We start from the raw sequence: 23,078 nt of genomic DNA, 5'->3' as shown, positions 1-23,078 counted from the left end.
ATGCAATTTACGTGGTGGACCTAAAGCTCGAAGAGGAACGTCCGGACCATTTCTATCTCAGCGTCCCTCTCGCCAGCGCATGTTCGACCCCGCCTTGAATATGCAGGACAAGCACCCGCTTGGCCGTCTCCGCGTCCCGTCGCAATGCCGCATCCAAAAGCTGTTGATGTTCATTGGCTGCGACATCGCCTCGATAGGACAAGGCAACCATCTGATATCTGAGATATCTGTCGAAGATCACCGAATGCGTCTCCATCAGCAGTTTCGACCCGCAGGCGGATATCAGGGCTTGGTGGAACTCCCAGTCGTAGCGCTTCCAGTCCTCGGCTCGGCTGGTATCACCGGATGCCATCACCTGCTCCATCCGCGCCAATTTGTAATGCGCCGATACCAGCGGAGCCTCCCACTCCACGTCGCCATGCACGAACGACTGCTCCAGCGCATGTGTTTCCAGGAGAAGCCTCAGCGCCGCCGTCTCCTTGAGGTCTGAAACGGACACCGGAGACACTTCGAAACCTTTCTGCCCCTCGGCGAGGACAAGCCCCTCGGAGGAGAGCCGGTTCAGCACTTCCCGAAGTGTGCTGATGCTGGTCTCGTAGCTCTCCCTCAGATTTTCCAGCTTCAACTTTTGTCCGGGAGCCAGCCGGCCAAAAATGATGTCGGCCCGAATGCGCCTGTAGCTGCTTTCGGCAATGGTCTCGTTGATAACCGGCTGCAACATCGCGAGTCTCTTATATTTCCTGTATCGTCGGATATATCGCTTTTTGCCATTCCCAATCAAGGAAACATTCGCGGAATAGGAAGCACAATTTTCTCATATGATGGCTGTTTCCCCGGAGAACCAGACGAACGGGGTAAACGCAATACACGGCGCCATAAGTCGTTTCGGCTAGGCTCTTCGCGTAACCCGCAAGATCACATGGCACTAACCGGGAATATCTGCGAATTACCGGGAATTGGCGGTGGAAGCGTGCATGGAGACGGTCTCTGCCCCGCCAGTCATTAAATAGTAATACAATATTGCGGAACCTAACACTGGCGCCCTCGTTGTGCCATCATGTCCGAAACGTCTGAAACAACTACGGCAGGAATCATCCAGCGCGAAACAGAAGCGCTTGGGACCACGTTTGCGTGGGCTGCCAGAGTTCTCATTGCCCGCCGACTGCGAAGATGTTTTCGGCGACTTACTGAAAAAGCTGGACGCTGCGGCGAGAGAGAACCAGGCACCAAGGCATTGAGGTTGGACCGGCTGACGCCTTGATCAATCTGATCAGACAGCATCCGAGTTAATATCGTCCACTGTCATTCTACCGCCTGTGCGACGATGGCGGCGCGCGATCCACACATTCAGGATGGGTCGCCGACGGCGCTGGCACCGAGGAACTTTCCCGTCGCGACGCCGGTTAACCGGGATGCCGTATCTCGTCGAAATCCTCCTTCCAGTTTCACACCCTCGTGGGAGCCGGCCGAACGTCGACCTTGTCCGCGACGAACTCACGGCGAAGTTCGGCGGGGTCACCCTTCACGTCAACTCACCCGCCGAAGGACTGTGGTGCGACGACGGCGAAATCGAGCGGGATCGCATCGTTGTCGCCGAGTTAATGACCCCCGAGCTCGACCGCGCCTGGTGGTCGTCCTACCGCAAGAAACTGGAGGCGCGGTTCCGTCAGGAGGAGATCGTCATTCGCGTGATTGAAATCGAACGCCTTTGATTTTCTTCGGAACCATAACCATCGTGAATCGGCCTCGTTTGCCGATCGTAAGGTAGAAAAGCATGCGCGAATATTGCCGCCCATGATAGTCCCCGCAATCGTTAAACAGAACAGCACGGCAGGTGAGCCGGCCCCCCGCTATACTCGACAGTCCACCTGAGCGTTCGACCGCCGCTTTGACATCGCCCTGGCCGCCGGTCCCTACTGTCCGAGCCACTGATACTCGGCAATGGACGCCTTGCCCGACTTCTTGTCGTACAGACAGATGAGGTTCACGAGCTTCTTCGACTTCGAGCTCTTCTCGCGGAGAAGAATTGCTACCTTGCCAATCGCATCGTCGAAGACCACCGGCGCGGTCGCTTCCGGTGACACCATTCGCGACTGACCGATGCAGGTCCCGTTCGCCTTCGCGAACAGTGCGTTCCATGCGCTGTCGCTGGAAGCGCTGGCGAACTGGGTAAGGGCAAGCAACGTTGTCGTCGCGACCAATGTGGTCTTCAGCATATCAAACTCCTCATTTCATTCAGAATCACGCCTCGGCGTGGCGGGTGTTGATCGCGAAAAAGGATGGCGGGATCACGACGGCGGCGGGTGGAACTGCGTCGGCGTCTGTGAGTTCCTTCTCCAGAAGGAGAACCAACATGACAACGAACTCAATCCCCAGTTCCGCCAAGCTTCCTCCAAAGTCGCTGAACGAGGACACACAGGACGACGAGCTTCCAGAGACCTCCGTCGACGAACAGCGCGCCCCGCCCGTGAACATGGGCAACAGCAGGGAAGCCGGTGACGGCGTTGCCGACGCGGCTCCGAAGACAGGTCGGTCGGATGCGAAGACGCGCATCCCCGCGCCGCAGACGGCAAACCGCAAGTGACGGCGATGTCGAAGGTCACCACCGGCCTAAACGACCGCCCGAAGGACCCACGATAGCGCAGAGCGGCCCCGGCCTACAGATGGACTTGGACCAGACGTTCCAGACAAAGCCGCGAGCGACATGCAATGAAAGAAGGCTGATTGTCAGAGCCCAGTCAGCTGTCGTCAGATATAGCCGGTCCCCCAACCTTCGGAACTGGATTTTCGGCTCAACGTGGCAACAATTGTTTTTTCAATCGCGCGCAACCATCTAATAGGCATGACTTACGGGAAAAATGTCCCCGCCCTCAGCAGCCTGTTTACCGAAAACCAACCATACCGGGTTGCTTTCCGAGCCGAAAGCCGATTGCTTAGGAAAATCTACTTCTTCTTCCGCTAGCGGTTAGGAGAATACAAAGGGGAACAGACAAACCCGTGGAATTCTGCTGCTTCGCATAGAGACGAACTATGACTACGATGGCGATGCGGGAAGGCCGGTTTGAAGAACGATGACGACAGAACTGTTTCAAATAAAATTTTGGGGCGTCCGCGGCAGTATTCCCGTGTCGGGCCCCGAGTTCGATCGCTACGGCGGCAACACTTCCTGCATCGAGATTCGCTGCGGAAAACATCGGATGATCTTCGACGCAGGTTCGGGCCTGCGCGAGGCCGGGCTGTCTATGCTCGCCGACGGCGTCAGCGATGTCGACTTGTTCTTCAGCCACTGCCATTACGACCACATCATCGGCCTGCCCTTCTTCAAGGCGATCTATTATCCATCGATCAACGTCAACATCTGGTCCGGTCATCTCGATGGCAAGATGAGCACCCGGGAAATGGTCGAGCAGTTCATCAGCCCGCCCTGGTTTCCCGTCAAGACCGACATCTGTCAGGCGACGATGAACTTCCGCGATTTCCATGCCGGTCAGGTGCTGACCCCGCACGCGGGCATCGAGATCAAGACCTTCATGCTGAACCATCCGGGCGGCGCCATCGGCTACCGCATCGAATGGCAGGGCCGTTCGGTCGCTCTCGTCTATGACATCGAGCATAATCCCGGCAGCTATGATCCGGTCTCGCTGGAGATGATGCGGGGCGCCGATCTCGTCGTCTACGACTGCACCTACAACGAAGACGAGATGCAGCGTTTCAAGGGCTTCGGCCATTCGACCTGGCAGCACGGCACCGAGCTTGCGAAAATGGCGGGCACCAAGCGCTTTGCGCTGTTCCACCACGCCCCTTCCCGCACGGACGAACAGCTGGCGGAGATGGAAGCGCAGGCGCAGGCCGCCTTCCCCGAATCCTTTGCCGCCCGCGACAATCAGATCGTGGTGATCTAGCAAGTCCGCTGAAGCCGCCTTCATCTTGTCCAGTCCGAAGCTCATCGACAGATCCGTCGAACGGGCATGCCCGCGACGTCTCGACGGAACAGATGCCGGGCAAGACCGTTTTCCAGTCAGTCAAAATCAACGAAACTGGTATCGCTTATGACCGTGCTTTCCGGAAACTGTCTTTGCGGACAGGTGCATATTTCCGTTCGGGGCGAACCCTTACGCGTTGGAATCTGTCATTGCACGGACTGCAGGCGGGAAAGCGGTTCGGCCTTTACCTTCTACGGGATCTGGCCCGCCGGCCAATTCGAACATTCAGGCGAAACCGCCGCGTTCCAAGGTCGGCATTTCTGTACCGGGTGCGGTTCGCGGCTGTTTTCCGCCGATGACCAGGAGGCGGAAATCAAGCTTGGCATCCTCTCCGAGGCCCCGACGCCTCTTGTGCCGAGCTACGAACTCTGGATCAAACGCCGCGAGCCGTGGCTGCGACCGGTGGAAGGCGCCGAGCAGTATGACGAAGACCGAAAGTGAAGAACGGTTCTGAGGAGCTTCCCGATGGTCACTCTCGTCCGACATCGCTGGATGACGGTTGCAGGCGTCGAGACTTTTTACCGCGAGGCCGGCCGGGAAGATGCGCCGGTCTTGTTGCTGCCGCACGGATATCCCTGCTCATCTTAGGAATTTCGCAATCTCATGCCGCGCCTTGCCGACCGTTGGCGCCTCATTGCGCCGGATTTCCCGGGTGCGGGCTACAGCGGCACGCCTGATGATTTCGACTACAGCTTCGATGGATATGCCGCCTGGCTGGAGGCCTTCGTCGATGCGATGCATGTCGACCGGTTTTACCTCTACCTCCACGACTTCGGGTCGCCTATCGGTGCGCGGTTGGCAATCAGGACCCCACAGCGCATCGCGGGGCTGATCATCCAGAACGGCGATATCCCCTATGAGGATGCCCTCGGACCGAAATATGCGGATATCGAGGCGACATGGACACTTCCGAGATCGGAGATGAAGAAGGTGCTGGCGGAGGCAATCAGCGAGGAGAATTTCAAGGAGGAGTTCCTCAATGATCTGCCGCCTGCTTTGGCCGATACGATCCCGCCCGATCTCTGGAAGCTGCATTGGTCGCTGATCACGCCGCGGCGCAAGGAAATCGCCATAGACCTCATCGCCGGGCTGAAGGAGAACCGGGCCTGGTTTCCGGAACACCGCAAATACCTCAGCGAATACCGGCCGCCGACCTTGATCGTCTGGGGTCCGAACGACCACTACATGCCGGAAAAGTCGGCTCGGGCCTATCTGCGCGATCTGCCGGATGCCGAACTCCATCTGCTCGGCGGCGGCCACTGGCTGCTCGAGACGCATCTCGATGACGTCGTCGCGCTCATACGCGAGTTCCTCGGACGCGTTCACGTCGCCTGATCAGGCAAATGTCTAGGGGCCCAGCAGTTCCGACGCGGATGACCAGCGGACGGCCGGATGCCGGCCCGTCACCGCAAACAGGGCCGATAGGAAGTCCCATGCAGCCGCGTCATGCACCAGATGGTGGGTGAGCACGCCGACAGGCTCGTCGCTGCCGGCAAACCGGTCGCGAAGCTCGGCCACCAGCTCGGTCACCAATTCCTCCTCGCTTCGTCCGCCGCGCGTGCCATGCCAGTCGATGATGTCGACATGGGTGTTGAGGAGCGGCACCGGGCCACCCTGCTTTGCCCGCCCATGGACCGACAGTGCTGCAAATCCGAGACCGGGCAGCGCCGGGATGAGGGCCGCGTCGATCCGGTTCCACGGCGGCACCAGCACCGGCAGGAAGCGGGCCGGATGCAGCCGCTGCAGCAGCCGGAACCCTTCACGCAACTCGCCGAGCACGACATCTGCCGGCCGCTCGCCGCCGAGTTCCTGCTTCTTTCTCTCCGGCCCCGCATGGTTCGTATGAGACCAGCCATGCACCGCGACAGCGACAGCTGCGTCTTCCACCAGGCGCGCGGCCAATGCCTCGCCGGTCAGGCCGGGAATGACGGCGAGCGTCAGCGGAACCTCGCTTTGACAGGCGAGCGTCATCAGCGTCTCCAGCGCCTGCGTCGGCTCGATGGTGTCGTCGTCCCGCAGCCAGAACCGCGCCACCCGGCCGGCGGCCTGCCAGCGGTCAAGCTCACGGTGCAGGGGGTCCCAGGCTATTCCGTCGGCCATCACGTCACTCCTGTTGCTGCGCTGTCGCGCAAAATTCCGTTCAACACCTCAGCCGCCGTCGCAAGCGAGCGTTCGCCGAGCACCAAGCGCCGCGCCGCCTGCCCCATGGCGTCACGCCTCTGCCTGTCGTCAAGCAGGGCAGCCACGGCCTCGGCATAGGCGGCGACATCGCCATCCGGCGTCAGCAGGCCGGTCACGCCAGCCTCGACCACCGCTGACACGCCCGCCGTTTCCTGCGCGACGACAGGCAGGCCGGCGGCCTGGGCCTCCAGATAGGCAAGGCCATAGGCCTCACCGCATCCGGGCCAGACATAGACGCCGCCGCGCCCGAGCAGTTCGGCGATCTCGACGGCATTGCGCTCGCCCAGCCATTCGATCCGGCCGGCAAGACCGGCAAACAGCGCCTGCACCTCTTGCCGCATCGGCCCATCGCCGATGACGGCAAGCCTCCAGGGCCGGTCTTCGAGCAGCCGCAATGCTTTCGCAAGCATCGCATAACTGTCCATCTTGTCGCCGGCCCGCATCATCGCGACCGTCATCAGCCGGCGCGGATCGGGCGCCGGCGACACCTTCTCGAAGAGCGCCGTGTCGATGAAGGGTTTCAGCCCGGCAAGCCGTGCCTGCGGAAAGGTGGCTGAAAGCCCGGCCTGGTCACGTTCGGTGAAGCTGATATTGACCGCCGCCCGCATGATCGCCTCGCCCACCAGCTTCTGTGATGTTGCCCAGCCAGTTCGGTCGCGTTTTGCCGCATAGGAGGCTTCGGCAGTGACATAGGGAATGGCGAATTCGGCAGAAATCGCGGGCCCGAAGGGGTCGGGCGATTTGTAATAGGGGTGGTAGCAGAACCAGAGTTCCGGTCGCGGCCCAGATTTCCATCTCAGCCGCAGCCGCTCAAGCTCGGCGCCGATTACGGGTTCGAGCGCGGCTGCGGCTTGCGGTGTCGAGGCATGGGTGCGGAGTTCGGAAGCGACGTCGACCTGATGCCCGCCAAGCTCCAGCGCCCGGATCAGCAGCCGCGCCATCAGCCGGTCGCCGGACGGCACCGGATGGTTCGGCGATTTCATCGGCGCGTAGAAAGCCACCCGCATTGGCACACCTCAGGTAAGACACACTGTTTACAAGTTTCGCGCCTATCGGGAAAATTCCGCTATTGTCCCTTTGCCGAAAACTTGCGCATAAGCATATGGAATGTGATCGCGATCGAAGCAATTCCGCCTCTTTCCCAATCTCTATGAGCCTGCGGTTACATCGACAAGAACGGGAATGAATGACGACGGTCTCGGCCACAGGGATTTTTTCGGAACGGACGATCAGAAGGGCGAGGCTCGGTTCGGGCCTCGTCATTTTCATCTTCGTCGTGCTGCATTTGTCGAACCATGCGATTGGCCTGATTTCCGTCGCAGCTGCCGATAAAGCCGCCCACCTCTTCCTGGCGATCTGGCGTAATCCCCTGGGGACCACCATCTTCTATTCGTCGGTGCTCATCCATATCGCGCTGGTGCTGCGCGCCATCTATATGCGCCGCAGCCTCGTCATGCCAAAGGGAGAAATGGCGCAGATCGTGCTCGGCCTGATGATCCCGCTGCTTCTCCTCGATCATGTCATCGGCACGCGCATCGCCCACGAGTTCTACGGCTATATCGACGATTACGAAACGGTCGTCGGTTCGCTGTGGATCAGGTCTCCGGCGAACGGCGCGCGGCAGGCGCTCGCCGTCGTCGCGGTCTGGATCCATGGCTGCATCGGCATCCATTTCTGGCTTCGCTACCGCTCCTGGTACCCGGACTTCGCACCGCTGATGCTGGCGCTCGCCATCCTCGTGCCGGTGCTCTCGCTGCTCGGTTTCGTCGAAATGGGCCGGACGCTCGCCGACCCTTCCTACCAGCAGTCAATGACGGTCAGCGCTTACAGGGAGGGCGTCAACACCCGTTACGCCTCGAACCCGGAAGTTCACCGGCAGGTCGCCATGATCCGCGCCGGGCTCTACGGCGCCTTCTCCGCTTCGCTGCTCATCGTCGTCGTCGCCCGCGCCCGGCGCAAGCTGAAGGAGCGGCTTGACCAGGTCGCCGTGAATTATCCGGGCGGCGAGGTCATCCGTGTGCCGCGCGGCTTCTCGGTGCTGGAGGCGAGCCGGCTCGGCGGCCTGCCACATTATGCCGTCTGCGGCGGCAAGGGCCAGTGCTCCACCTGCCGCGTGCAGATCCTTGGCGATTACCAAAGCCTGCCTGCCCCCGACAAGATGGAGCAGACGACACTGAGGCGCATCAATGCCGGCCCGGATGTCCGGCTCGCCTGCCAGCTTCGCCCGAACGGCAACGTTGCCGTCGCGCCGCTTCTCGTGCCGGCGATCGAGGCAGCCCTTCCCGCCAACAGCCAGGAGACGAGCCCCGGCCGCGAGCGCGAGATCGCCGTACTCTTCGTCGATATCCGCCACTTCACTACGCTGACGGAAACCCGCCTGCCCTTCGATGTCGTCTTCCTGCTGAACCGCTATTTCGCCATCATCGGCAAGGCGGTGGAGCAGTCGGGCGGGCGGCTCGACAAGTTCATCGGCGACGGCGCCATGGCGCTCTTCGGGCTCAACACCGCGCCGGAGGAAGCCTGCCGCCAGGCGCTCGCCGCGGCAGCAGCGATCGTCGCCGAGATCGAGAAACTCGCCGCCGAGCTGGCCGACGAACTGGCGCTGCCGCTTCGCATCGCGATCGGCATTCACACCGGCCCGGCCGTCGTCGGCACGATGGGATACGGCCGCGTGCGCAGCATGACGGCGATCGGCGATACCGTGAATGTCGCGAGCCGGTTGGAAAGTGCTGCCAAGGAGTTCGAGGCGGCGATCGTCATCTCCGAACCGGTGGCGAGCCTTTCGGGTGCTGATCTTTCCGGCATCGAAAGCCGTGAAATCAGTGTGCGCGGCCGGGCCCTGCCCTTGAAAGTCTACGTCATTCCGAGAGAGAAAGCGGCAGAACCGCTCGAAGGAAAAACCTGATGCCCGGCAAGCCCTGGCTGACCGCCAAATACTGGAGCCGCCGGCTGCGCAAGGCGCGCAATGCGGCCGCTTCGCGCTTCTTCGACACCCGCTTCGGCCGCCGCCTGCTGATCGAGAATATCGGCTCGCGCGTCGTCTCGATGACGGTCGATGCCGGCGACCACCTGATGACCTTCTCGCCCGCCGACTATATCGGCCGCAAAGTGTTTAGGAAGGGCCATTTCGAGCGCGAGGCCGTCGACCGGCTGATCGTCATCCTGCGCGAGCGCGGCCTCTTGCGAAAGGATGCGACGCTGCTGGAGATCGGCGGCAATATCGGCACCCAGACCGTCTATTTCGCCCTCAGCGACACCTACATCAAGATCGTCAGCATCGAGCCCGATCCACGCAATTTCCCGCTGCTTGCCCTCAACATCCGCCAGAATCGGCTGGAGGAGAAGGTCCGCCTCGTCAACTGCGCCGCCGGCGAGCACGAAGGCGAGATCGACTTTTTTCTCAACCTCAACAATCACGGCAAGAGCAGCGCCATCCGCCAAAGCCCGACAGACAAGAAGATCAGCGTGCCGGTGAAGCCGGTCTCCGAGATCCTTGCCGGACTTTCGGTCGACCCGGCCGCAATCGGCCTCGTCTGGATGGATATCGAGGGTTACGAGCCGGTCGCCTGCCGCTCGATGCAGCCGCTGCTTGCCCGCAGCGTGCCACTCTACATGGAATTCACGCCGCTCTTTTACGGGCGTGAGGGAACGAAAGCCTTCATATCCATGCTGTCGGGGTTCTACGAGGACTGCCTCGTTCTCTTCGAGGACCGCGAGGTGGAGATGAAGGTTCGCGACCTGCCGGGCGATGTCGATCAGTACAACGTGCTGTTTTTGCCTTAGAGTCTGTCAGGGTTATTTTGAACCATACCCTGCATGTCTGAGGTAGTTGGAGCACTCCTGGGGACTGAACGCCTTCACGTCGGCCAGGAAGACCGGAACTCATGAGAACTCGGGTCTAAACGCACGGCGATCTACATCGGTCGTGCAAGCGGCGCGCTCCGCAGCGTCCGCGCGGCGCTTTTCAGAAATCTCTCGCTTCCGATCCAGCCGATCGATAATCCCCTGGATTTGATGGTCCCTTATACGCTGGTCCAACCGTTCGTCATATCGGTATTTCCGTAGGATCGCTGTAGGGTCCAGCTGATCTCCGAATTCAAGCTCGGTTACCTTGCCGATATGCTTGCTCTGGATGATCGCCTCGAGATCACATATCGCGTCGAACGCCCGGCGCGATCCGTCTTGGTCGCCACCGTCACCCAATTGATGATTGATAAAGCAATCTAGGATCATGATGCTCGCAATGGCTTGCCGCACGGAATGTTCGTTCCGTCGTCCAAGCATGTTGATGTTGCTGAGACGGCTCCGGACGCAGTCCAGTGGGTGCATCAGGGTGATCGAAATGCTTTCAGGTTTTTCAGCGTCGGCGAATGTAATGGAGTTTTTCAGGAGCGAGCTGTCTTCCACACCTTTGATCTGCGCGAGGAAATCGACCACGATGTCCCTGTCGCCGAGCTTTCCCGTTACCACGGCGGCATTCGGGGTGTGATCATCTCCCTTGGGAATCAGCAAAAGGCCGTCCTCGAGGCTTTTGGCCAAGGCGTGTTCGGCATCCCGGTTGTGGTAGAAGTCGAGGTCCTTGCTGGTCAGTTCACCGAGCGCGTCGAGCTCGGCATCGGTACCGTGATACAGCTCGGCCCATATGTTGATGGCCTGACCGCCGACGATGATCGGCTGGAACTCCTGAACGAAGCCTAAGAGAGTGTGGACTTCCTCAGGGGTGAGATGAGGTTCCGGTTCGTCTTCGATGATGAAGGCGGCGACGGGTTCGTCTGTATCGGCAGCCATGTCTACCCCTCTTACGAGTGGGCTAGAGCTTTACCGCCAATGGCGACCATCTTATAACGGTGGAGCGGCAGCGCGGCGAATACAGAATTCTCGCGACGCAGTTCCGAAGGCCGAACGGAGCCGTTGTTCAGGCGCACCTGATCACGGTCGCGGCTCTCCTGCTTTTCGAGAGCGCGTTTGCGTGAATCAAGATGGGCGACCCTGTAGCTCATACCATTCTTCCTATCTCAAAATTGTTTACATCAATTCAACGGCCAGTTCAATGTTCCCATTTTCCATACGGTAACGGGATCATTGACGCCTTATAGAAGTTAGGTTCGCCTGCCAGCCGTTTCAAATAGCCGGCGAACTCCCAATTTCCGAAACCTGGTCGTGCCGGGTCCTGTTCGCGTAAGCGATCGTCAGGAACAAAATGTTAAATTTCCGGCGCTCTGCCTTATAGCGGATCAATTCGGACCTGCTGTTTGGCCATTCCGCCGGAACGGTCAGCCCCTCCCGCATCATGTGTTCCGCGACGTCGTGACCGTATAGAGGACGGAAAAGGCGTTGATGACATCGGCCTGCTCAAAGCTTCGACAAGGACGGCGGGCGGAGTCTGATCTCCACTCGATAAAAGGCGGCCGATTACTCTGGAAGCAACGGCTGAACGCAAAGACAGTGGAACGGAACCTACTGCCCCTGTGTTTTGGACTTTCGGTCAACCTCCCAGTTCTGCAGGCGAAGGAAGGACGCCTATCGCTCCGCTTTGGATCGCTGCAATCGCAGCTCAGCATTTTGGTGGATCGATGAGGAACCTGTTACTCTCGATCCGCTGCTATTTCCTGTGGCGAGTGATTGACATCGCTCTGATGAAAACCCGCCTTGGAGGCGGCTACCTGGCCCGCCTTTTCTCTTTCTGCCTGCCTCTCCATCAGAGCCCCCCTTTCAAGGAGCAGTTTTGGAGTTTGGGCCGCCTCAGCGTCAATAATGATCCATCCGCGCGCCAGTTACACCCCTCATCACGCGCCGCATTCACGACCAGCCTCGTGAGGCGATGAGTTGAAGCGAACGCTTGAGCCTTCTCGTGATGCGGTCGTTTAAGGAGATGGATTTGCCAATTGGCAACAATATGCTATCTTTCTGCCAGAAATAGAGGATGCCATGCAGCTTCAACCTATTGCTTCGACTCCCTTTAACAGAACATCGGCTGAAATCACCGATGCGGAAGCAGGGGCGCTCGCCCGCACGACGGTAAACCTTTTCAACGCCTGGAAGCTCACGGAGGCCCAGGCCTGCACCTTGCTCGGAGGTTTGTCGGCCCGCACATGGGCACGGTGGAAAGAAGGCAAGGTGGGACGTGTCGATCGAGACCTGAAAATGCGGATGGCTCACCTGATGGGTATCCACAAGGGGGTGCGACATCTGTTTAAGGACACCTCAAGAGGATATGAGTGGATCAAAGCACCCAATATGGCCTTCGGCGGCAAGTCGGCGCTGGACGTGATGCTTCAGGGCGAGCTTTCTGATCTTGCCGTGATGCGTGAATGGCTCGATGCGGAACGGAGCGCATGGTAAGTGGCCTTGCTGTCCACTCCCACGTACAGTGGCCGAAAACCTATCGCATCATTAGATCGATCCATCCGCCCATCGATTTGTTCGAGGACATCGCCGACCCCCGCGACTGGGAGGCCCTTGTGGCCGTCGAGGCGAAAACCAATCCGCGCATTCGATTTGAGGTGGGCGATCTTGGAAAGGTGCCCGCGAATTGTCGCGTTTCGGGCACCGGCGCTAGCTATGTAATGGCCCCCTTCGTCCATTGCTCAACGGGGCGGCCGGGACGCTTCACGGACGGAAGCTACGGTATCTACTATGCAGGTGACAGTGAAGAAGTCGCTGTCGCCGAAACAATACATCATCATCAGAAGTTCATGAGCTCAACGCCCCAGCGTCCGGGGTGGACATCGGACTTTTGTGTCCTGGTGGGCAGCGTGGACCGAGGACTGGACGACGTGAACGCGGTGCCTGGCGCCCTGCATACGGACGATTACACCGCTTCCCAGATTGCGGGACGCGAACTTCGTGCAGGGGGAAGCGATGGTCTCTTGTGGAACAGCGTTCGAATGCCCGGTGGACGTTGTATCGGCATCTTCTGGCCGGACGCCATAACCATTCCTACCCAAGGGCGGCATTACTGCTATCACTGGAACGGCATGCGGGTGGATTTCGTGCGTCAGTACGACACCGGGGCGGTACTGGCGGTAAGTTAACCGGTGGCCGTGGCAATTCTGCTCCCATATTGCCGGATTTGTATGTTTGAGCGGTAATCAGGCGGTTCCGCGCCACACGAAGCAATGGGACCTGACCTGCTGGGGCAATTTTACCCGCTTGACGTGCTGCTTCCGCCTTATGCGGCAGACTGCATGACAAGCGATTGATGGCAGTGCACGCCGGCGAGCACGCCTGAGGCGGAGGCAAGCGTGGCATTGTGCATGGCGCTTGCCGCATCGCCGGCGGCGAAGACACCCTTGACGGTGGTTTCCTTGTTATCGGCGATCCGGATGATTGGCCCGAACGGGCCCTCGTCGAAGGCGCAGCCGAGCTGTTCGGCAATCGGGCTCGCTATCGCCGTTTTCGGCGCGACGAAGACGGCATCGAGCGGCACGATGCGGCCATCGGCGAGGCGAACGGCCTCAAGCTTCGGATCGTCGCCCAACAATTCGACGATAGGGCTGCGTTCGATCCGGACGTCACGAGCCGTCAACTTCACCAATTGCTCTTCGTCGGGCTCGAACAGCGCCTGGGTGAAAAAGGTCGTTGTGCCCCAGTCCGGGATCATCATGGCCGAATGGGCCGAATGCGGATGGTTTGCGAGAACGCCGAGCTTGCCGCCGCCGACCTCAAAACCGTGGCAATAGGGGCAGTGCAGCGCGGAGCGGCCCCATCGCTCCTTGAGGCCGGGGATTTCGGGCAGCGTGTCGCTGACGCCGGTTGCGAGCACGATGCGCGCGGCTCGTTCTTCACCGCCGTCTTCGGTGCCGATAGTGAAGGCGTCACCATCGCTGTGGGCCCGGACGACTTTCCCCTCGCGGATGGTGATGGTCGGATAAAGCGAAAGCTGCCGTTTTCCCTCCTGCATGATCGCCGCCGGCGTTTGGCCGTCTTGGCCGAGGAACCCGTGCGAAGCTTTAGAAAACCGATTGCGCGGCGCGCCGGCGTCAACAAGCAGAACCCGCCGCCGCGCCCGGGCCAGCTGCATGGCTGCCGACAGGCCGGCAAAATTTCCGCCGATGACGATGGCTTCGAACGACATGGAACTCTTCCTTGATATTGAACTCATGACTCAACATAAGTTACATGAACCAACGGCGTCAAGCATCATGTTACTTGTCTTGTTACGATCCCTTTGCGATAATGACCCGTCTGATCGACAGGAAGAGACCCATGCGCAATGACAGCCGCCTTTCACGCATGCTGCACGTGCTGATCCACATGGATAAGCACCAGCATTCGGCGACCTCCGACATGATTGCGAAAATGCTGAATACCAATCCGGTCGTCGTCCGCCGCACCATGGCCGGCCTTCGTGAACAAGGCTACGTCCGCTCCGAAAAGGGCCATGGCGGCGGCTGGACGCTGGTGCGTCCCTTGTCCGACATCACCCTGCTCGACGTCTACCGTGCCATCGGCGAACCGCATCTCTTCGCCATCGGCCCGGCCGACGACCAGCCGCAATGCCTGGTGGAACAGGCGGTGAATGTCGCCCTCGGCGACGCGATGAAGGAAGCCCAGGCCCTGCTGCTTCAGCGGCTGGACAGCGTGACGCTGGACAAGATCGCCGCCGACTTCGAGGCAAAACTGACCGCGCGCCCGGCCACATCCTATTCCTGCGCCTCCTGAACGGGCCGGCGCCGCCCGTGGGGCGAGCACGCCGACCGAGCCGTCCACCGGCAAGCTCACCAAGGTGTGTCGTTTCCGCATCACTTTCCGTAAGGTTGCAAATATCCGCTTGGCAATATCGAATTGCTTCGGTACAAAACGCTGACCGCTTTAGTTCGAACATAAGGGAGGCGTTGCATGACACCAGCAATCATCGAAGCCTTCCCGTGCGGAATGTCCCGACACTAGGTCATTTCCATTCGCGGCCCGCCTCAAGCGCGCCCGACATGCGGTTTTCCCTTAATTCATAGCCCGATTGATCCGGCGGGATCATTTCGTCTCCCGCTTGGGCTGTGCCATCCAACTCTCTATTTTGAGGACCGGTCGCCGACACGGCGCCGAGCGATTAAAATGACTCGCAAGAAGCTCGATTTCCGCGCCGATGCCTATCGCCATGTGCTCGGCTTTGTTTTCCATCATTGGCGCCATCGGCCAGCATTGGTGGGCGTTATCATCGTGTTGGTCATTGCCAGCACGCTGGCCGAAGTCATGGTGCCGGTTTTTTCCGGCCAGATCGTCGATGCCATTGCCGGCAGCAATGCGGCTGACCGGGCGCTGCGCGCCTTCGTCATCGTCGTGGCACTGGGCCTGACCAGCGTGGCGCTGCGCTGGTTCATCTTCAACGGCATCATCCGGCTGACGCTGCGCACCATGGCGGATGTGACGAATAACGGTTTCCACAAGGTGCAGCGGTTCTCGACCGACTGGCACGCCAACAGCTTTGCCGGTTCGACGGTGCGCAAGATCACCCGCGGCATGTGGGCACTCGACCAGCTCAATGACCTGCTGCTGGTCGCCCTGCTGCCGTCCATCGTCATGCTGGTTGGCGCCAGTATCGTGCTCGGCAGCTACTGGCCGATCATGGGCCTGATCGTGGCTGCGGGCTCGCTGATCTATATCGGTGTGACCGTGGCGCTTTCCATGGGCTTCGTGTCGCCGGCGGCAAGGCTTGCCAATGCCTGGGACACCAAGCTTGGTGGCGCACTGGCGGATGCCATCAGCTGCAATTCGGTGGTCAAGGCCTTCGGCGCCGAAGGCCGCGAAGAGGTGCGCCTGCGCCACGTGATGGCCAAATGGGACAGCCGCACGCGGCGGACATGGAAGCGCGGCACGTTGAGCGGCACGATCCAGGGCTTCCTGATGGTTTCGATGCAGGCAGGTATCTTGGGAACGGGCTTGATCATGTGGCGGCAGGGGCTGGCGACGCCTGGCGACATCACCTTCGTGCTGGCCATGTTCTTCGTCCTGCAAGGCTATCTGCGCAATGTCGGCCAGGACATCCGCAATCTGCAGCGGGCCGTCAACGACATGGAAGAGCTGGTGCTGCTCGACAAGATGCCGCTCGGCATCGAGGACAAGCCGAACGCCACCCCGATCGAGATTGGCGAGGGCGAGATCGTCTTCGATCGCATCACCTTCCAGTATGGCGCGCATCCCACCCCGCTTTATGAGGACTTTTCGGTCACCATCAAACCGGGTGAGCGCGTCGGCCTGGTCGGACATTCGGGCTCGGGCAAGACGACCTTCGTCAAGCTCATCCAGCGCCTCTATGACGTCAACGCGGGCGAAATCCGCATCGACGGGCAGGATATCGCAGCGGTCAAGCAATCCAGCCTGCGCGGCCAGATCGCCATCGTGCAGCAGGAGCCCATCCTGTTCCACCGCACGCTGGCGGAAAACATCGCCTATAGCCGGCCGAACGCCTCGCGGCGCCAGATCGAGCAGGCGGCGAAACAGGCGAGTGCCCACGACTTCATCATGGACCTTCCCAAGGGCTATGAGACGATGGTGGGGGAACGCGGGGTCAAGCTGTCGGGCGGCGAGCGGCAGCGTGTCGCCATTGCCCGGGCCTTCCTGGCCGATGCGCCGGTGCTGATCCTCGACGAGGCGACGTCGAGCCTCGACAGCGAGAGCGAAGTGCAGATCCAGCAGGCCATGGAACGCCTGATGAACGGCCGCACGACGCTGGTGATCGCCCACCGGCTGTCCACGGTGCGGGCGCTCGACCGGCTGCTGGTCTTCGACAAGGGAAAGATTGTCGAAGAAGGCGACCACCAGGCGCTGATCAGGCTCAATAACGGTATCTATCGCCGGCTGTTCGAACGGCAGGCGCTGGAACTGACCAAGGGTCTGGTGGCGTAACCGACACACGACAGCGCCGCGCGTCTTTTCGAGAGCCGCGGCGCTCTTACACTTTCAATTGCTGATGCTACGTCCTGCGATACAGGAAATAGCGGCCTTCCTTGATGCCGTCTGGCAGCGGCAGCGCCGTCAGCTCGGGATGCTCCAGCGGCAGCCCGCTGACGGCGATGCCGTCATGGGCGAGCACGCCGGCCATCAGCTGCGGCAGCCAGGTCAGCGTCACCGCGTCGATCTCGTCATGGCCGGTGCCGATATCGGCATGGGCAAGGGCCGCGCCGATGCCGACGAAGGCCTGGCCGGACTCGCGGATATTGCCGGTCACCATGTCTTCCGCCGCTGGTGTCGAGGCCGAATAGGAACGGACTTCCCAGTCGAAAGCGACGATGCGCCGGCCCGGAAAATTCTCGCGCAGGTGATCATAGGTGCGGCCGTTGCCGAGGCCGAACTCCAGCACCGGGCCTGGCGTTTCCCCCACCAGATCGATGATCGAGTTCAAGATGTCGCGTTGAGCCGTCAACCGGCGAATGAAGCTGTCGAGGCGGCTCATCTAATCTAAATCCGTCATGAAATCGTCGGCGGTCCTGGAGGAATTCCAGCAAAAGTGCGAGAGCGGTTTTGCGTCCGGAATTGCGTAAAAACAAAAAGATAGCGCATTTCCGTACGTCCGAAAAAGCACGAAATGCTCTAACACATGAAACCTTGCCAAGTCGATTGCCGTAAATGGGAATTGGCGTTGCAGTGGCAACATGGGTCTGTGCTAAGCTCGATGACATGAAAACCGTGACCGACGAAACCTTCTTTGCCGAAGTGCCGCTGTTCAGCGAATTCGAGGGCGTGACCGACGCCGCCAATTACCGACCGTTGCCGGACGGATGGGTGCTGGCGCTGGCCGACATCGTCGGCTCGACGCCGGCGATCGCTGCCGGCCGCTACAAGGACGTCAACATGGCGGGCGCCAGCGTCATTTCGGCGGTGCTGAATTCCGTCGACAAGGGCGATTATCCCTTCGTCTTCGGCGGCGACGGCGCGCTGATCGCGCTTCCGGGCTCGCTGGAAAAGGCAGCGCGCGACGCCCTTGCCGCCGTGCAGGTCTGGGTCGAGGAGGATCTGGGCCTGACGCTGCGCATCGCCATCGTGCCGGTCGCCGACACCCGCGCCGAGGGCCTCGACGTCCGCGTCGCGCGTTACTCCGCAAGCCCTTATGTCACCTATGCGATGTTCTGGGGCGGCGGCACCAGCTGGGCAGAAAGACAGATGAAGCTCGGCCGCTACGGCATCGATCGCGCGGCCCCGGGAACGCGCCCCGATCTCACCGGCCTTTCCTGCCGCTGGAGCCCGATCGACGCCAGGCACGGCGAGATCGTCTCGATCATCGCGGTTCCGGGCGAAGGCCGGCCGGGACAGGAATTCCGCGACCTCGTCAACGGCATCGTCGCCATCACCACCGAGCAGAACCGGGACAGCCATCCGGTACCGGCCGATGGTCCGAACCTTGCCTTCTCGCTGCACGGCATCAACCGCGAAGCCAAGGCCACCGCGCCGGCTGGCCGGCGATTGCGGCAGAAGCTCATCATCTTCATGCAGCTCGCCATCACGGTCGTGTGCCACAAGCTCGGCATTCCGCTCGGCCGCTTCGACGCCCGCCGCTACAAGCGCGACGTCGCCGGCAATTCCGATTTCCGCAAGTTCGATGACGGGCTGAAGATGACGATCGACGTCGACGCCGAACATCTGAAACGGATCGAGACGCTACTGGAAGCGGCACGGGCCAAGGGCATTGTCCGCTACGGCCTGCATCGGCAGGCCTCGGCGCTGATGACCTGCTTCGTGCCGACGCCGATCTCGCGCGACCACATGCATTTCATCGACGGTGCGGCCGGCGGTTATGCGGTGGCCGCAAGCCGGATGACCGGCAAGATGCTGGCGCCGGCGCCGCATCAAACGTGATCGTCGGAGGAAAAATAAACCCGTCGCTTTGACGGCGACGGGCTGATTTCGCATGGGTTCATGCAAAGACTTTATCGGGAACGGCAGCGACCGGTTCTTGTGGTTTCCTTGTCGCCGTCATCGTAGGCAATACCAATCTTCTCGCCGCCAAGCGAGGTGATCTTGCCTGCATACCAATCGCCAGCACCCTTGTAATTGCACTCGACCTTCATGCCGATGACCCAGTTGTAAGGACGCACCTCGCTCAAGGAAACAGTTTCCTTATCGCCGTCGTCATATCGGATCGTGACCTTCTCGCCCGAGGCACTGTCGATAACGCCAGGGAACCAATAACCGGCCCCCTTGTAGTTTCCGAGAACCCAGTCGCCTTTGGTCTGCGCGGATGCGACAGAAGCGCAGGAGCACATGACACCGATTGCGATAGCCGCAGCAACAGAACTCTTCAAGATAGTCCTCCCTTAGAACTCATCCAATCCGCCCCCAAAATGGTTGTGGCAAGATCAGCAGCTTAAAGCGCAGTGATGAAGTCTGCCTTAACAACAGAAAGGGAGTAAGTCCGCTCACCATCGGAGAAGATTGCCGTTGTCGTCGTAGCTATAGGCTCGACCAGAAAGCTGCGTGATTTGATTGAGATCATTCACATACCTGACGGAGAACGTCCTCCGTCGACGAGATTTCCAACTGCACCGAGAACCGATCCCCCAACAATTCCAGCGAGGCGTCATGAGTATCATCGGCACCGCTACAAACGGCGTCCTTCAGAAGGATGACACGATAGCCAAGGTCAATAGCTCCAAGGGCTGCAGCCAGCACACATACGTCCGTCTCCCCGCCCGAGATCGCGAGGGTCTGAACCCCTTCCCCTGCCAGGACGCGGTGAAGCTCGCCGGTGGTCCACGGCGAATAGGTCATCTTGTCGAAGATCCGGGCGGGTGGAACCAACGCCTTGAGTGACGGGACGAGATCGACCATGTCTGGTCCCAGTCGTTCGAGTGTCATGGTGTCCCATTTCTCGTAGTAGCTCCGCCACATGCCATGCATGTCCTCTGCCCGCTTGGGCGGCACGAAGCGCGTGAACACCGTGCGCTGCGGATAGCGCTGCGAAATTTCCTGGATCTGAGGCGAGACCTCCTTCATCCACGGCACATGCCAGGGCGTGTTTTCCGCGAACATCCGCTGCATATCGATGCACAAGTGAATCCAGTGGCTGTTGTTCATCGTCTCCTCCCTCCAACACGAACCAACATCACAGACTGCGGTTCCTATGGCGGCCGACGCTTTTCACCCCGCTATTTCGTCGATCGGCGCCACGGGCAGCGCGCGTTTGTGCGCACTTGCCCAGTAAGTTTTCAGAATACGCTGCCTTGCTGGCTCGGCGATCGCCTTCCCCTCAAGAAAATCATCAATGTCGTCGTAGGTGACGCCATAGACATCTTCATCGGGACGAAGAGGCGCATCAGATTCAAGGTCCGCAGTCGGCACCTTGAATACCAGTTCCCGCGGAGCGCCTATATGCTCGGCTATGGCCCTCACCCGTCGTTTGGTCAGGCCGGCAAGCGGCAATATGTCAGCTGCTCCATCGCCGAACTTTGTGAAGAACCCCATGAGAGCTTCGGCCGCTTGATCAGTCCCGATTACCAATCCTCTGGTTGACCCAGCCAGCGCGTACTGCGCGACCATTCGCTGGCGCGCTTTGATGTTGCCGAGATGGAAATGTTTGCGAGCCGGCTCCACCAGATCCTCTCCCTCGGCCATGACCGCGTGAGCATGGCGTCTGCTGCTGGCTGTATATCGACCGTGACGACACGATCCGGGCCAATGACGTCTAGCGACTTTTGCGCGTCTGTCTCGTCGGCCTGGACACCATACGGCAGTCGAACTGCAATGAACTGTGCATCGTATCCATCCGCTCGAACTTCCGAGACTGCGGTCTGCGCGAGAAGACCGGCGACAAGCGAGTCGACGCCACCGCTTATCCCAAGAACGAAAGTTCGGCAGGAAGCCTGGCGCAGATAACGCCCCAGGAAATCGATGCGACGCCGAACCTCAAGCGCCGCATCGAAATCGGTGGTGACCCCGAGTGTCCGAGATATTGACAGCTGGTCTTGGTCCATTTGCGATCCGTAGCCTGTTTGGCTTATCGTTATCTGCCGAGGTAACTCAGGACAGTAGAGGCTGCTCTTTCTTCCAGTCCCGGTAAGGGGTCAGCATTTGCCCAGGAAAGCGCCTTTCGATCTCTTCTTCCACGAGCGTAATCCGTGAAAGGGTTTCCTCCCGATCCCTGATGTCGTCCTCGCTATGCTTTTCCAGCGAGCTCATGGCAGCAAAAACCTCATCGCTCGTCATCGCCTCAAGCCGCGTCGCGAAATCCGAAACGTCCTCGTTCAAAATGTCATTGGCTACCATTACTGCTCTCCCTGCTTGCGCTGAAAACCATAAGGATATGAAATTGTTCCTTCCCTCGGAACTCGATTGCGTTGCGGAAGTTTATGGGGCGATCGACAACAGGAGTATCCTGCATGAAAAAAACCCTCATTCTGGCATCTATCCTTATGGCAACCGCCGGATCCGCTACTTTCGCCCAGTCCACAGCCGAGAAAACCGGCGTCAACTCCGTGATGGGTGTCGCACCGAAGACCGAAGATTTCGTCCTCGAGGCAGCCAGCAGCGACATGTTCGAGATTGAATCCAGCAAGCTCGCCCTGGAACGGTCGGACGACAAGACCAAGGCATTTGCACAGCAGATGCTGACCGATCACCAGAAGACGTCGGACGAGTTGAAGGCTATGGTCACATCCGGAAAGGTGAAGGGGACGATCCCCGCCGCCATGTCCTCTTCTCATCAGGGAATGCTGGACGATCTGAAGAAACTTCAGGGCGATGACTTCACCAAGCAGTATCATTCTGACCAGGAAGACGTGCATGAGGACGCGGTCGATCTGTTCAAGCGTTACGGCGACGAGGGTGAAAATGCCGAGCTGAAGGCTTGGGCGGCAAAAACCCGGCCCGCTTTGGAGCATCATCTTCAGATGGCAACGGACCTGAACAAGTAATCGTGTGCCTGCCCCCGCTGGTATGGCGGGGCTTTTTCTTGGTCAAGCTATGCTGATCGGCTACCACGCTTCGCACGAGCAATTCTCTCCTAGCCAGCTCCTGGAGTACGTTCAGGCAGCGGAGGGGGCCGGATTTCAGGCTGTGATGACCTCGGACCACCTTGCGCCGTGGAGCGCGAGGCAGGGAAATTCCGGGAATAACTGGGCTTGGCTCGGCGCAGTCATGGCGAAAACAAACAGCCCCGTTCGGGAGCCTCGCCATACCGGGAAGCTGGCGCTATCATCCGGTGGTGCTGGCTCACCTGATCGCAACTCTGTCCGAAATGTTCCCGGATCGCTTGCGGTGGATCGCCATGGGCAGTGGCGAAGCGTTGAATGAGACGGCCGTCGGCCGCGGATGGCCAGAGAAGGCGGAACGAAACCTCAGGACAGAGGCTGGCGCCGAGATGATCAGACGCCTGCTAACGGGAGACGTTTTGAACTGCGATCAACCGGATTTAAGAGCGCAGGACGCGAGGCTTTGGACCCTCCCCGAAAAACCTCCAGCGCTGTTTGGAGCAGCTTTGACCTCAGAGACCGCTCGCTGGCTCGGCACATGGGCTGACGGGCTGCTGACTGTCCGAAAGCCGCGGGAGGAACTGAAGCCGCTGGTGGAAGCATTTCGCGCTGGGGGCGGCAAGGACAAGCCTCTGGCACTTCAGCTCCAGGTATCATGGGCGCGGACGGTGGACGAAGCTCGACACGCCGCTTGGGATCAGTGGCGGAACGCCACGGTGCAACCGGACCTGCTTGCTGAACTCAGGACGCCTAAGGAGTTCGACGAGGCGACCCGGAACGTAAAACCAGGTGACATTGACGACGTAATCCCCTTGGTAACCCAAGGTCGCCACCTCCTCGACCTCATCAATGAATGCGCGGGCTGCGGATTTGACGAGGTCTACGTGCACAGTGTCGGTCGAGACCAGAATGGCTTCATCAACTTCATGCGAGATGAGGTCTTGCCCAAAACCGCACTGTTCCATCAGCGCTCATAAACGGAAGTCGCCAGCCGGAAACTTTCTTAGATTCC

General features: G+C 60.0%; 23 protein-coding genes and 3 pseudogenes. 14 read left to right on the top strand and 12 right to left on the bottom strand.

Annotated elements, in window-relative coordinates:
* Positions 1-52: 52 nt before the first annotated feature.
* On the bottom strand, positions 53-721 hold the full coding sequence (locus OLZ32_RS05595) for a GntR family transcriptional regulator (RefSeq protein ID WP_017991880.1): 669 nt from the start codon (positions 719-721) through the stop codon (positions 53-55).
* 691 nt (positions 722-1,412) lie between these two features.
* Between OLZ32_RS05595 and OLZ32_RS05590 the strand changes: the two genes are divergently transcribed.
* Positions 1,413-1,712 carry a hypothetical protein gene (locus OLZ32_RS05590; RefSeq protein WP_003548441.1) on the top strand — a complete coding sequence of 100 codons (300 nt, stop codon included), beginning with the start codon at positions 1,413-1,415 and terminating at the stop codon, positions 1,710-1,712.
* A gap of 201 nt (positions 1,713-1,913) precedes the next feature.
* Here OLZ32_RS05590 and OLZ32_RS05585 read toward each other — a convergent pair whose 3' ends face one another.
* Positions 1,914-2,216: a hypothetical protein gene (locus tag OLZ32_RS05585; protein ID WP_003548439.1), complete on the bottom strand. Its 303-nt coding sequence runs from the start codon at positions 2,214-2,216 to the stop codon at positions 1,914-1,916.
* A 137-nt stretch (positions 2,217-2,353) separates the two neighbouring features.
* On the opposite strand from OLZ32_RS05585, the gene OLZ32_RS05580 reads away from it, so the two are divergent.
* The 4 genes and pseudogenes from OLZ32_RS05580 (at position 2,354) to OLZ32_RS05565 (ending at position 5,318) form a co-directional block, all read left to right on the top strand.
* Positions 2,354-2,584: a hypothetical protein gene (locus tag OLZ32_RS05580; protein ID WP_264420024.1), complete on the top strand. Its 231-nt coding sequence runs from the start codon at positions 2,354-2,356 to the stop codon at positions 2,582-2,584.
* Positions 2,585-3,071: 487 nt separating this feature from the next.
* Positions 3,072-3,902, top strand: a complete 831-nt coding sequence (locus OLZ32_RS05575) for an MBL fold metallo-hydrolase (RefSeq protein ID WP_264420022.1) — start codon at positions 3,072-3,074, stop codon at positions 3,900-3,902.
* Positions 3,903-4,049: 147 nt separating this feature from the next.
* Complete coding sequence (locus OLZ32_RS05570) at positions 4,050-4,424, top strand: GFA family protein (RefSeq protein WP_264420020.1); 375 nt, start codon at positions 4,050-4,052, stop codon at positions 4,422-4,424.
* Positions 4,425-4,448: 24 nt separating this feature from the next.
* Positions 4,449-5,318 (top strand): annotated as a pseudogene (locus OLZ32_RS05565) (alpha/beta fold hydrolase).
* 12 nt (positions 5,319-5,330) lie between these two features.
* On the opposite strand, the gene OLZ32_RS05560 reads toward OLZ32_RS05565, so the two are convergent.
* Entirely contained in the window at positions 5,331-6,083 is a 753-nt protein-coding gene (locus tag OLZ32_RS05560) for a polysaccharide deacetylase family protein (RefSeq protein ID WP_264420016.1), read from the bottom strand.
* Complete coding sequence (locus OLZ32_RS05555) at positions 6,083-7,171, bottom strand: glycosyltransferase family 4 protein (RefSeq protein WP_264420014.1); 1,089 nt, start codon at positions 7,169-7,171, stop codon at positions 6,083-6,085. Before OLZ32_RS05555 ends, OLZ32_RS05560 begins: the two co-directional genes overlap by 1 nt.
* 179 nt (positions 7,172-7,350) lie before the next feature.
* Between OLZ32_RS05555 and OLZ32_RS05550 the strand changes: the two genes are divergently transcribed.
* On the top strand, positions 7,351-9,069 hold the full coding sequence (locus OLZ32_RS05550; RefSeq protein ID WP_264420012.1) for an adenylate/guanylate cyclase domain-containing protein: 1,719 nt from the start codon (positions 7,351-7,353) through the stop codon (positions 9,067-9,069).
* Entirely contained in the window at positions 9,069-9,947 is an 879-nt protein-coding gene (locus OLZ32_RS05545; RefSeq protein ID WP_264420010.1) for an FkbM family methyltransferase, read from the top strand. Before OLZ32_RS05550 ends, OLZ32_RS05545 begins: the two co-directional genes overlap by 1 nt.
* 99 nt (positions 9,948-10,046) lie before the next feature.
* On the opposite strand, the gene OLZ32_RS05540 is transcribed toward OLZ32_RS05545, so the two are convergent.
* Both OLZ32_RS05540 and OLZ32_RS05535 read right to left on the bottom strand, forming a co-directional pair.
* Positions 10,047-10,952, bottom strand: a complete 906-nt coding sequence (locus OLZ32_RS05540; RefSeq protein WP_264420008.1) for a hypothetical protein — start codon at positions 10,950-10,952, stop codon at positions 10,047-10,049.
* An 11-nt stretch (positions 10,953-10,963) separates the two neighbouring features.
* A complete protein-coding gene (locus OLZ32_RS05535) occupies positions 10,964-11,164 on the bottom strand; it encodes a hypothetical protein (protein ID WP_264420006.1) in 201 nt (66 codons plus the stop codon).
* Positions 11,165-12,092: 928 nt separating this feature from the next.
* On the opposite strand from OLZ32_RS05535, the gene OLZ32_RS05530 reads away from it, so the two are divergent.
* Both OLZ32_RS05530 and OLZ32_RS05525 read left to right on the top strand, forming a co-directional pair.
* The gene (locus OLZ32_RS05530; RefSeq protein ID WP_264420004.1) at positions 12,093-12,506 is read left to right on the top strand and encodes an MbcA/ParS/Xre antitoxin family protein; all 414 of its coding nucleotides are present in this window, start codon (positions 12,093-12,095) and stop codon (positions 12,504-12,506) included.
* Complete coding sequence (locus OLZ32_RS05525; RefSeq protein ID WP_264420002.1) at positions 12,500-13,198, top strand: RES family NAD+ phosphorylase; 699 nt, start codon at positions 12,500-12,502, stop codon at positions 13,196-13,198. Before OLZ32_RS05530 ends, OLZ32_RS05525 begins: the two co-directional genes overlap by 7 nt.
* A gap of 137 nt (positions 13,199-13,335) precedes the next feature.
* On the opposite strand, the gene OLZ32_RS05520 is transcribed toward OLZ32_RS05525, so the two are convergent.
* On the bottom strand, positions 13,336-14,241 hold the full coding sequence (locus OLZ32_RS05520; RefSeq protein ID WP_264420000.1) for an NAD(P)/FAD-dependent oxidoreductase: 906 nt from the start codon (positions 14,239-14,241) through the stop codon (positions 13,336-13,338).
* A 131-nt stretch (positions 14,242-14,372) separates the two neighbouring features.
* Between OLZ32_RS05520 and OLZ32_RS05515 the strand changes: the two genes are divergently transcribed.
* Both OLZ32_RS05515 and OLZ32_RS05510 read left to right on the top strand, forming a co-directional pair.
* The gene (locus OLZ32_RS05515; protein WP_264419998.1) at positions 14,373-14,828 is read left to right on the top strand and encodes an Rrf2 family transcriptional regulator; all 456 of its coding nucleotides are present in this window, start codon (positions 14,373-14,375) and stop codon (positions 14,826-14,828) included.
* Between the two features lie 390 nt (positions 14,829-15,218).
* A complete protein-coding gene (locus OLZ32_RS05510) occupies positions 15,219-17,009 on the top strand; it encodes an ABC transporter ATP-binding protein (protein WP_264419996.1) in 1,791 nt (596 codons plus the stop codon).
* Between the two features lie 67 nt (positions 17,010-17,076).
* Here OLZ32_RS05510 and OLZ32_RS05505 read toward each other — a convergent pair whose 3' ends face one another.
* Positions 17,077-17,556 carry a class I SAM-dependent methyltransferase gene (locus tag OLZ32_RS05505; protein ID WP_028743820.1) on the bottom strand — a complete coding sequence of 160 codons (480 nt, stop codon included), beginning with the start codon at positions 17,554-17,556 and terminating at the stop codon, positions 17,077-17,079.
* A gap of 173 nt (positions 17,557-17,729) precedes the next feature.
* On the opposite strand from OLZ32_RS05505, the gene OLZ32_RS05500 reads away from it, so the two are divergent.
* Entirely contained in the window at positions 17,730-18,956 is a 1,227-nt protein-coding gene (locus OLZ32_RS05500) for a DUF3095 domain-containing protein (protein ID WP_264419993.1), read from the top strand.
* Positions 18,957-19,027: 71 nt separating this feature from the next.
* On the opposite strand, the gene OLZ32_RS05495 is transcribed toward OLZ32_RS05500, so the two are convergent.
* From OLZ32_RS05495 to OLZ32_RS05480, 4 genes and pseudogenes are all read right to left on the bottom strand, one after another.
* A complete protein-coding gene (locus tag OLZ32_RS05495; protein ID WP_028743818.1) occupies positions 19,028-19,402 on the bottom strand; it encodes a tudor domain-containing protein in 375 nt (124 codons plus the stop codon).
* 187 nt (positions 19,403-19,589) lie between these two features.
* Positions 19,590-20,174: a cysteine hydrolase family protein gene (locus OLZ32_RS05490; protein WP_028743817.1), complete on the bottom strand. Its 585-nt coding sequence runs from the start codon at positions 20,172-20,174 to the stop codon at positions 19,590-19,592.
* Positions 20,175-20,237: 63 nt separating this feature from the next.
* Positions 20,238-21,070: pseudogene (gene nadE / locus OLZ32_RS05485) on the bottom strand (ammonia-dependent NAD(+) synthetase).
* A gap of 46 nt (positions 21,071-21,116) precedes the next feature.
* Positions 21,117-21,362 (bottom strand): hypothetical protein, encoded by a 246-nt coding sequence (locus OLZ32_RS05480; protein ID WP_028743815.1) that lies wholly within the window; start codon positions 21,360-21,362, stop codon positions 21,117-21,119.
* Positions 21,363-21,475: 113 nt separating this feature from the next.
* On the opposite strand from OLZ32_RS05480, the gene OLZ32_RS05475 reads away from it, so the two are divergent.
* Together OLZ32_RS05475 and OLZ32_RS05470 are read left to right on the top strand one after the other, a co-directional pair.
* On the top strand, positions 21,476-22,009 hold the full coding sequence (locus OLZ32_RS05475) for a DUF4142 domain-containing protein (RefSeq protein ID WP_003548402.1): 534 nt from the start codon (positions 21,476-21,478) through the stop codon (positions 22,007-22,009).
* A gap of 49 nt (positions 22,010-22,058) precedes the next feature.
* Positions 22,059-23,043: pseudogene (locus OLZ32_RS05470) on the top strand (TIGR03885 family FMN-dependent LLM class oxidoreductase).
* Positions 23,044-23,078: the final 35 nt, after the last annotated feature.

Source organism: Rhizobium acaciae (genome assembly GCF_025941625.1).
GTDB classification, from domain to species: Bacteria; Pseudomonadota; Alphaproteobacteria; order Rhizobiales; family Rhizobiaceae; genus Rhizobium; species Rhizobium acaciae.
The sequence above is the reverse complement of the archived record's forward strand: the minus strand, read 5'-3'. Positions and strand labels throughout refer to the sequence as shown.

Excerpts from the sequence above, each read along its gene's own strand:
- OLZ32_RS05570 (WP_264420020.1), top strand. The coding sequence starts at position 4,050 with ATGACCGTGCTTTCCGGAAACTGTCTTTGCGGACAGGTGCATATTTCC.
- OLZ32_RS05535 (WP_264420006.1), bottom strand. The coding sequence starts at position 11,164 with ATGAGCTACAGGGTCGCCCATCTTGATTCACGCAAACGCGCTCTCGAA.
- OLZ32_RS05560 (WP_264420016.1), bottom strand. The coding sequence starts at position 6,083 with ATGGCCGACGGAATAGCCTGGGACCCCCTGCACCGTGAGCTTGACCGC.
- OLZ32_RS05525 (WP_264420002.1), top strand. The coding sequence starts at position 12,500 with ATGGTAAGTGGCCTTGCTGTCCACTCCCACGTACAGTGGCCGAAAACC.
- OLZ32_RS05480 (WP_028743815.1), bottom strand. The coding sequence starts at position 21,362 with ATGGTAGCCAATGACATTTTGAACGAGGACGTTTCGGATTTCGCGACG.
- OLZ32_RS05490 (WP_028743817.1), bottom strand. The coding sequence starts at position 20,174 with ATGAACAACAGCCACTGGATTCACTTGTGCATCGATATGCAGCGGATG.
- OLZ32_RS05575 (WP_264420022.1), top strand. The coding sequence starts at position 3,072 with ATGACGACAGAACTGTTTCAAATAAAATTTTGGGGCGTCCGCGGCAGT.
- OLZ32_RS05475 (WP_003548402.1), top strand. The coding sequence starts at position 21,476 with ATGAAAAAAACCCTCATTCTGGCATCTATCCTTATGGCAACCGCCGGA.
- OLZ32_RS05505 (WP_028743820.1), bottom strand. The coding sequence starts at position 17,556 with ATGAGCCGCCTCGACAGCTTCATTCGCCGGTTGACGGCTCAACGCGAC.
- OLZ32_RS05580 (WP_264420024.1), top strand. The coding sequence starts at position 2,354 with ATGACAACGAACTCAATCCCCAGTTCCGCCAAGCTTCCTCCAAAGTCG.
- OLZ32_RS05545 (WP_264420010.1), top strand. The coding sequence starts at position 9,069 with ATGCCCGGCAAGCCCTGGCTGACCGCCAAATACTGGAGCCGCCGGCTG.
- OLZ32_RS05550 (WP_264420012.1), top strand. The coding sequence starts at position 7,351 with ATGACGACGGTCTCGGCCACAGGGATTTTTTCGGAACGGACGATCAGA.
- OLZ32_RS05585 (WP_003548439.1), bottom strand. The coding sequence starts at position 2,216 with ATGCTGAAGACCACATTGGTCGCGACGACAACGTTGCTTGCCCTTACC.
- OLZ32_RS05555 (WP_264420014.1), bottom strand. The coding sequence starts at position 7,171 with ATGCGGGTGGCTTTCTACGCGCCGATGAAATCGCCGAACCATCCGGTG.
- OLZ32_RS05540 (WP_264420008.1), bottom strand. The coding sequence starts at position 10,952 with ATGGCTGCCGATACAGACGAACCCGTCGCCGCCTTCATCATCGAAGAC.
- OLZ32_RS05500 (WP_264419993.1), top strand. The coding sequence starts at position 17,730 with ATGGGAATTGGCGTTGCAGTGGCAACATGGGTCTGTGCTAAGCTCGAT.
- OLZ32_RS05590 (WP_003548441.1), top strand. The coding sequence starts at position 1,413 with ATGCCGTATCTCGTCGAAATCCTCCTTCCAGTTTCACACCCTCGTGGG.
- OLZ32_RS05515 (WP_264419998.1), top strand. The coding sequence starts at position 14,373 with ATGCGCAATGACAGCCGCCTTTCACGCATGCTGCACGTGCTGATCCAC.
- OLZ32_RS05520 (WP_264420000.1), bottom strand. The coding sequence starts at position 14,241 with ATGTCGTTCGAAGCCATCGTCATCGGCGGAAATTTTGCCGGCCTGTCG.
- OLZ32_RS05510 (WP_264419996.1), top strand. The coding sequence starts at position 15,219 with ATGACTCGCAAGAAGCTCGATTTCCGCGCCGATGCCTATCGCCATGTG.
- OLZ32_RS05595 (WP_017991880.1), bottom strand. The coding sequence starts at position 721 with ATGTTGCAGCCGGTTATCAACGAGACCATTGCCGAAAGCAGCTACAGG.
- OLZ32_RS05530 (WP_264420004.1), top strand. The coding sequence starts at position 12,093 with ATGCAGCTTCAACCTATTGCTTCGACTCCCTTTAACAGAACATCGGCT.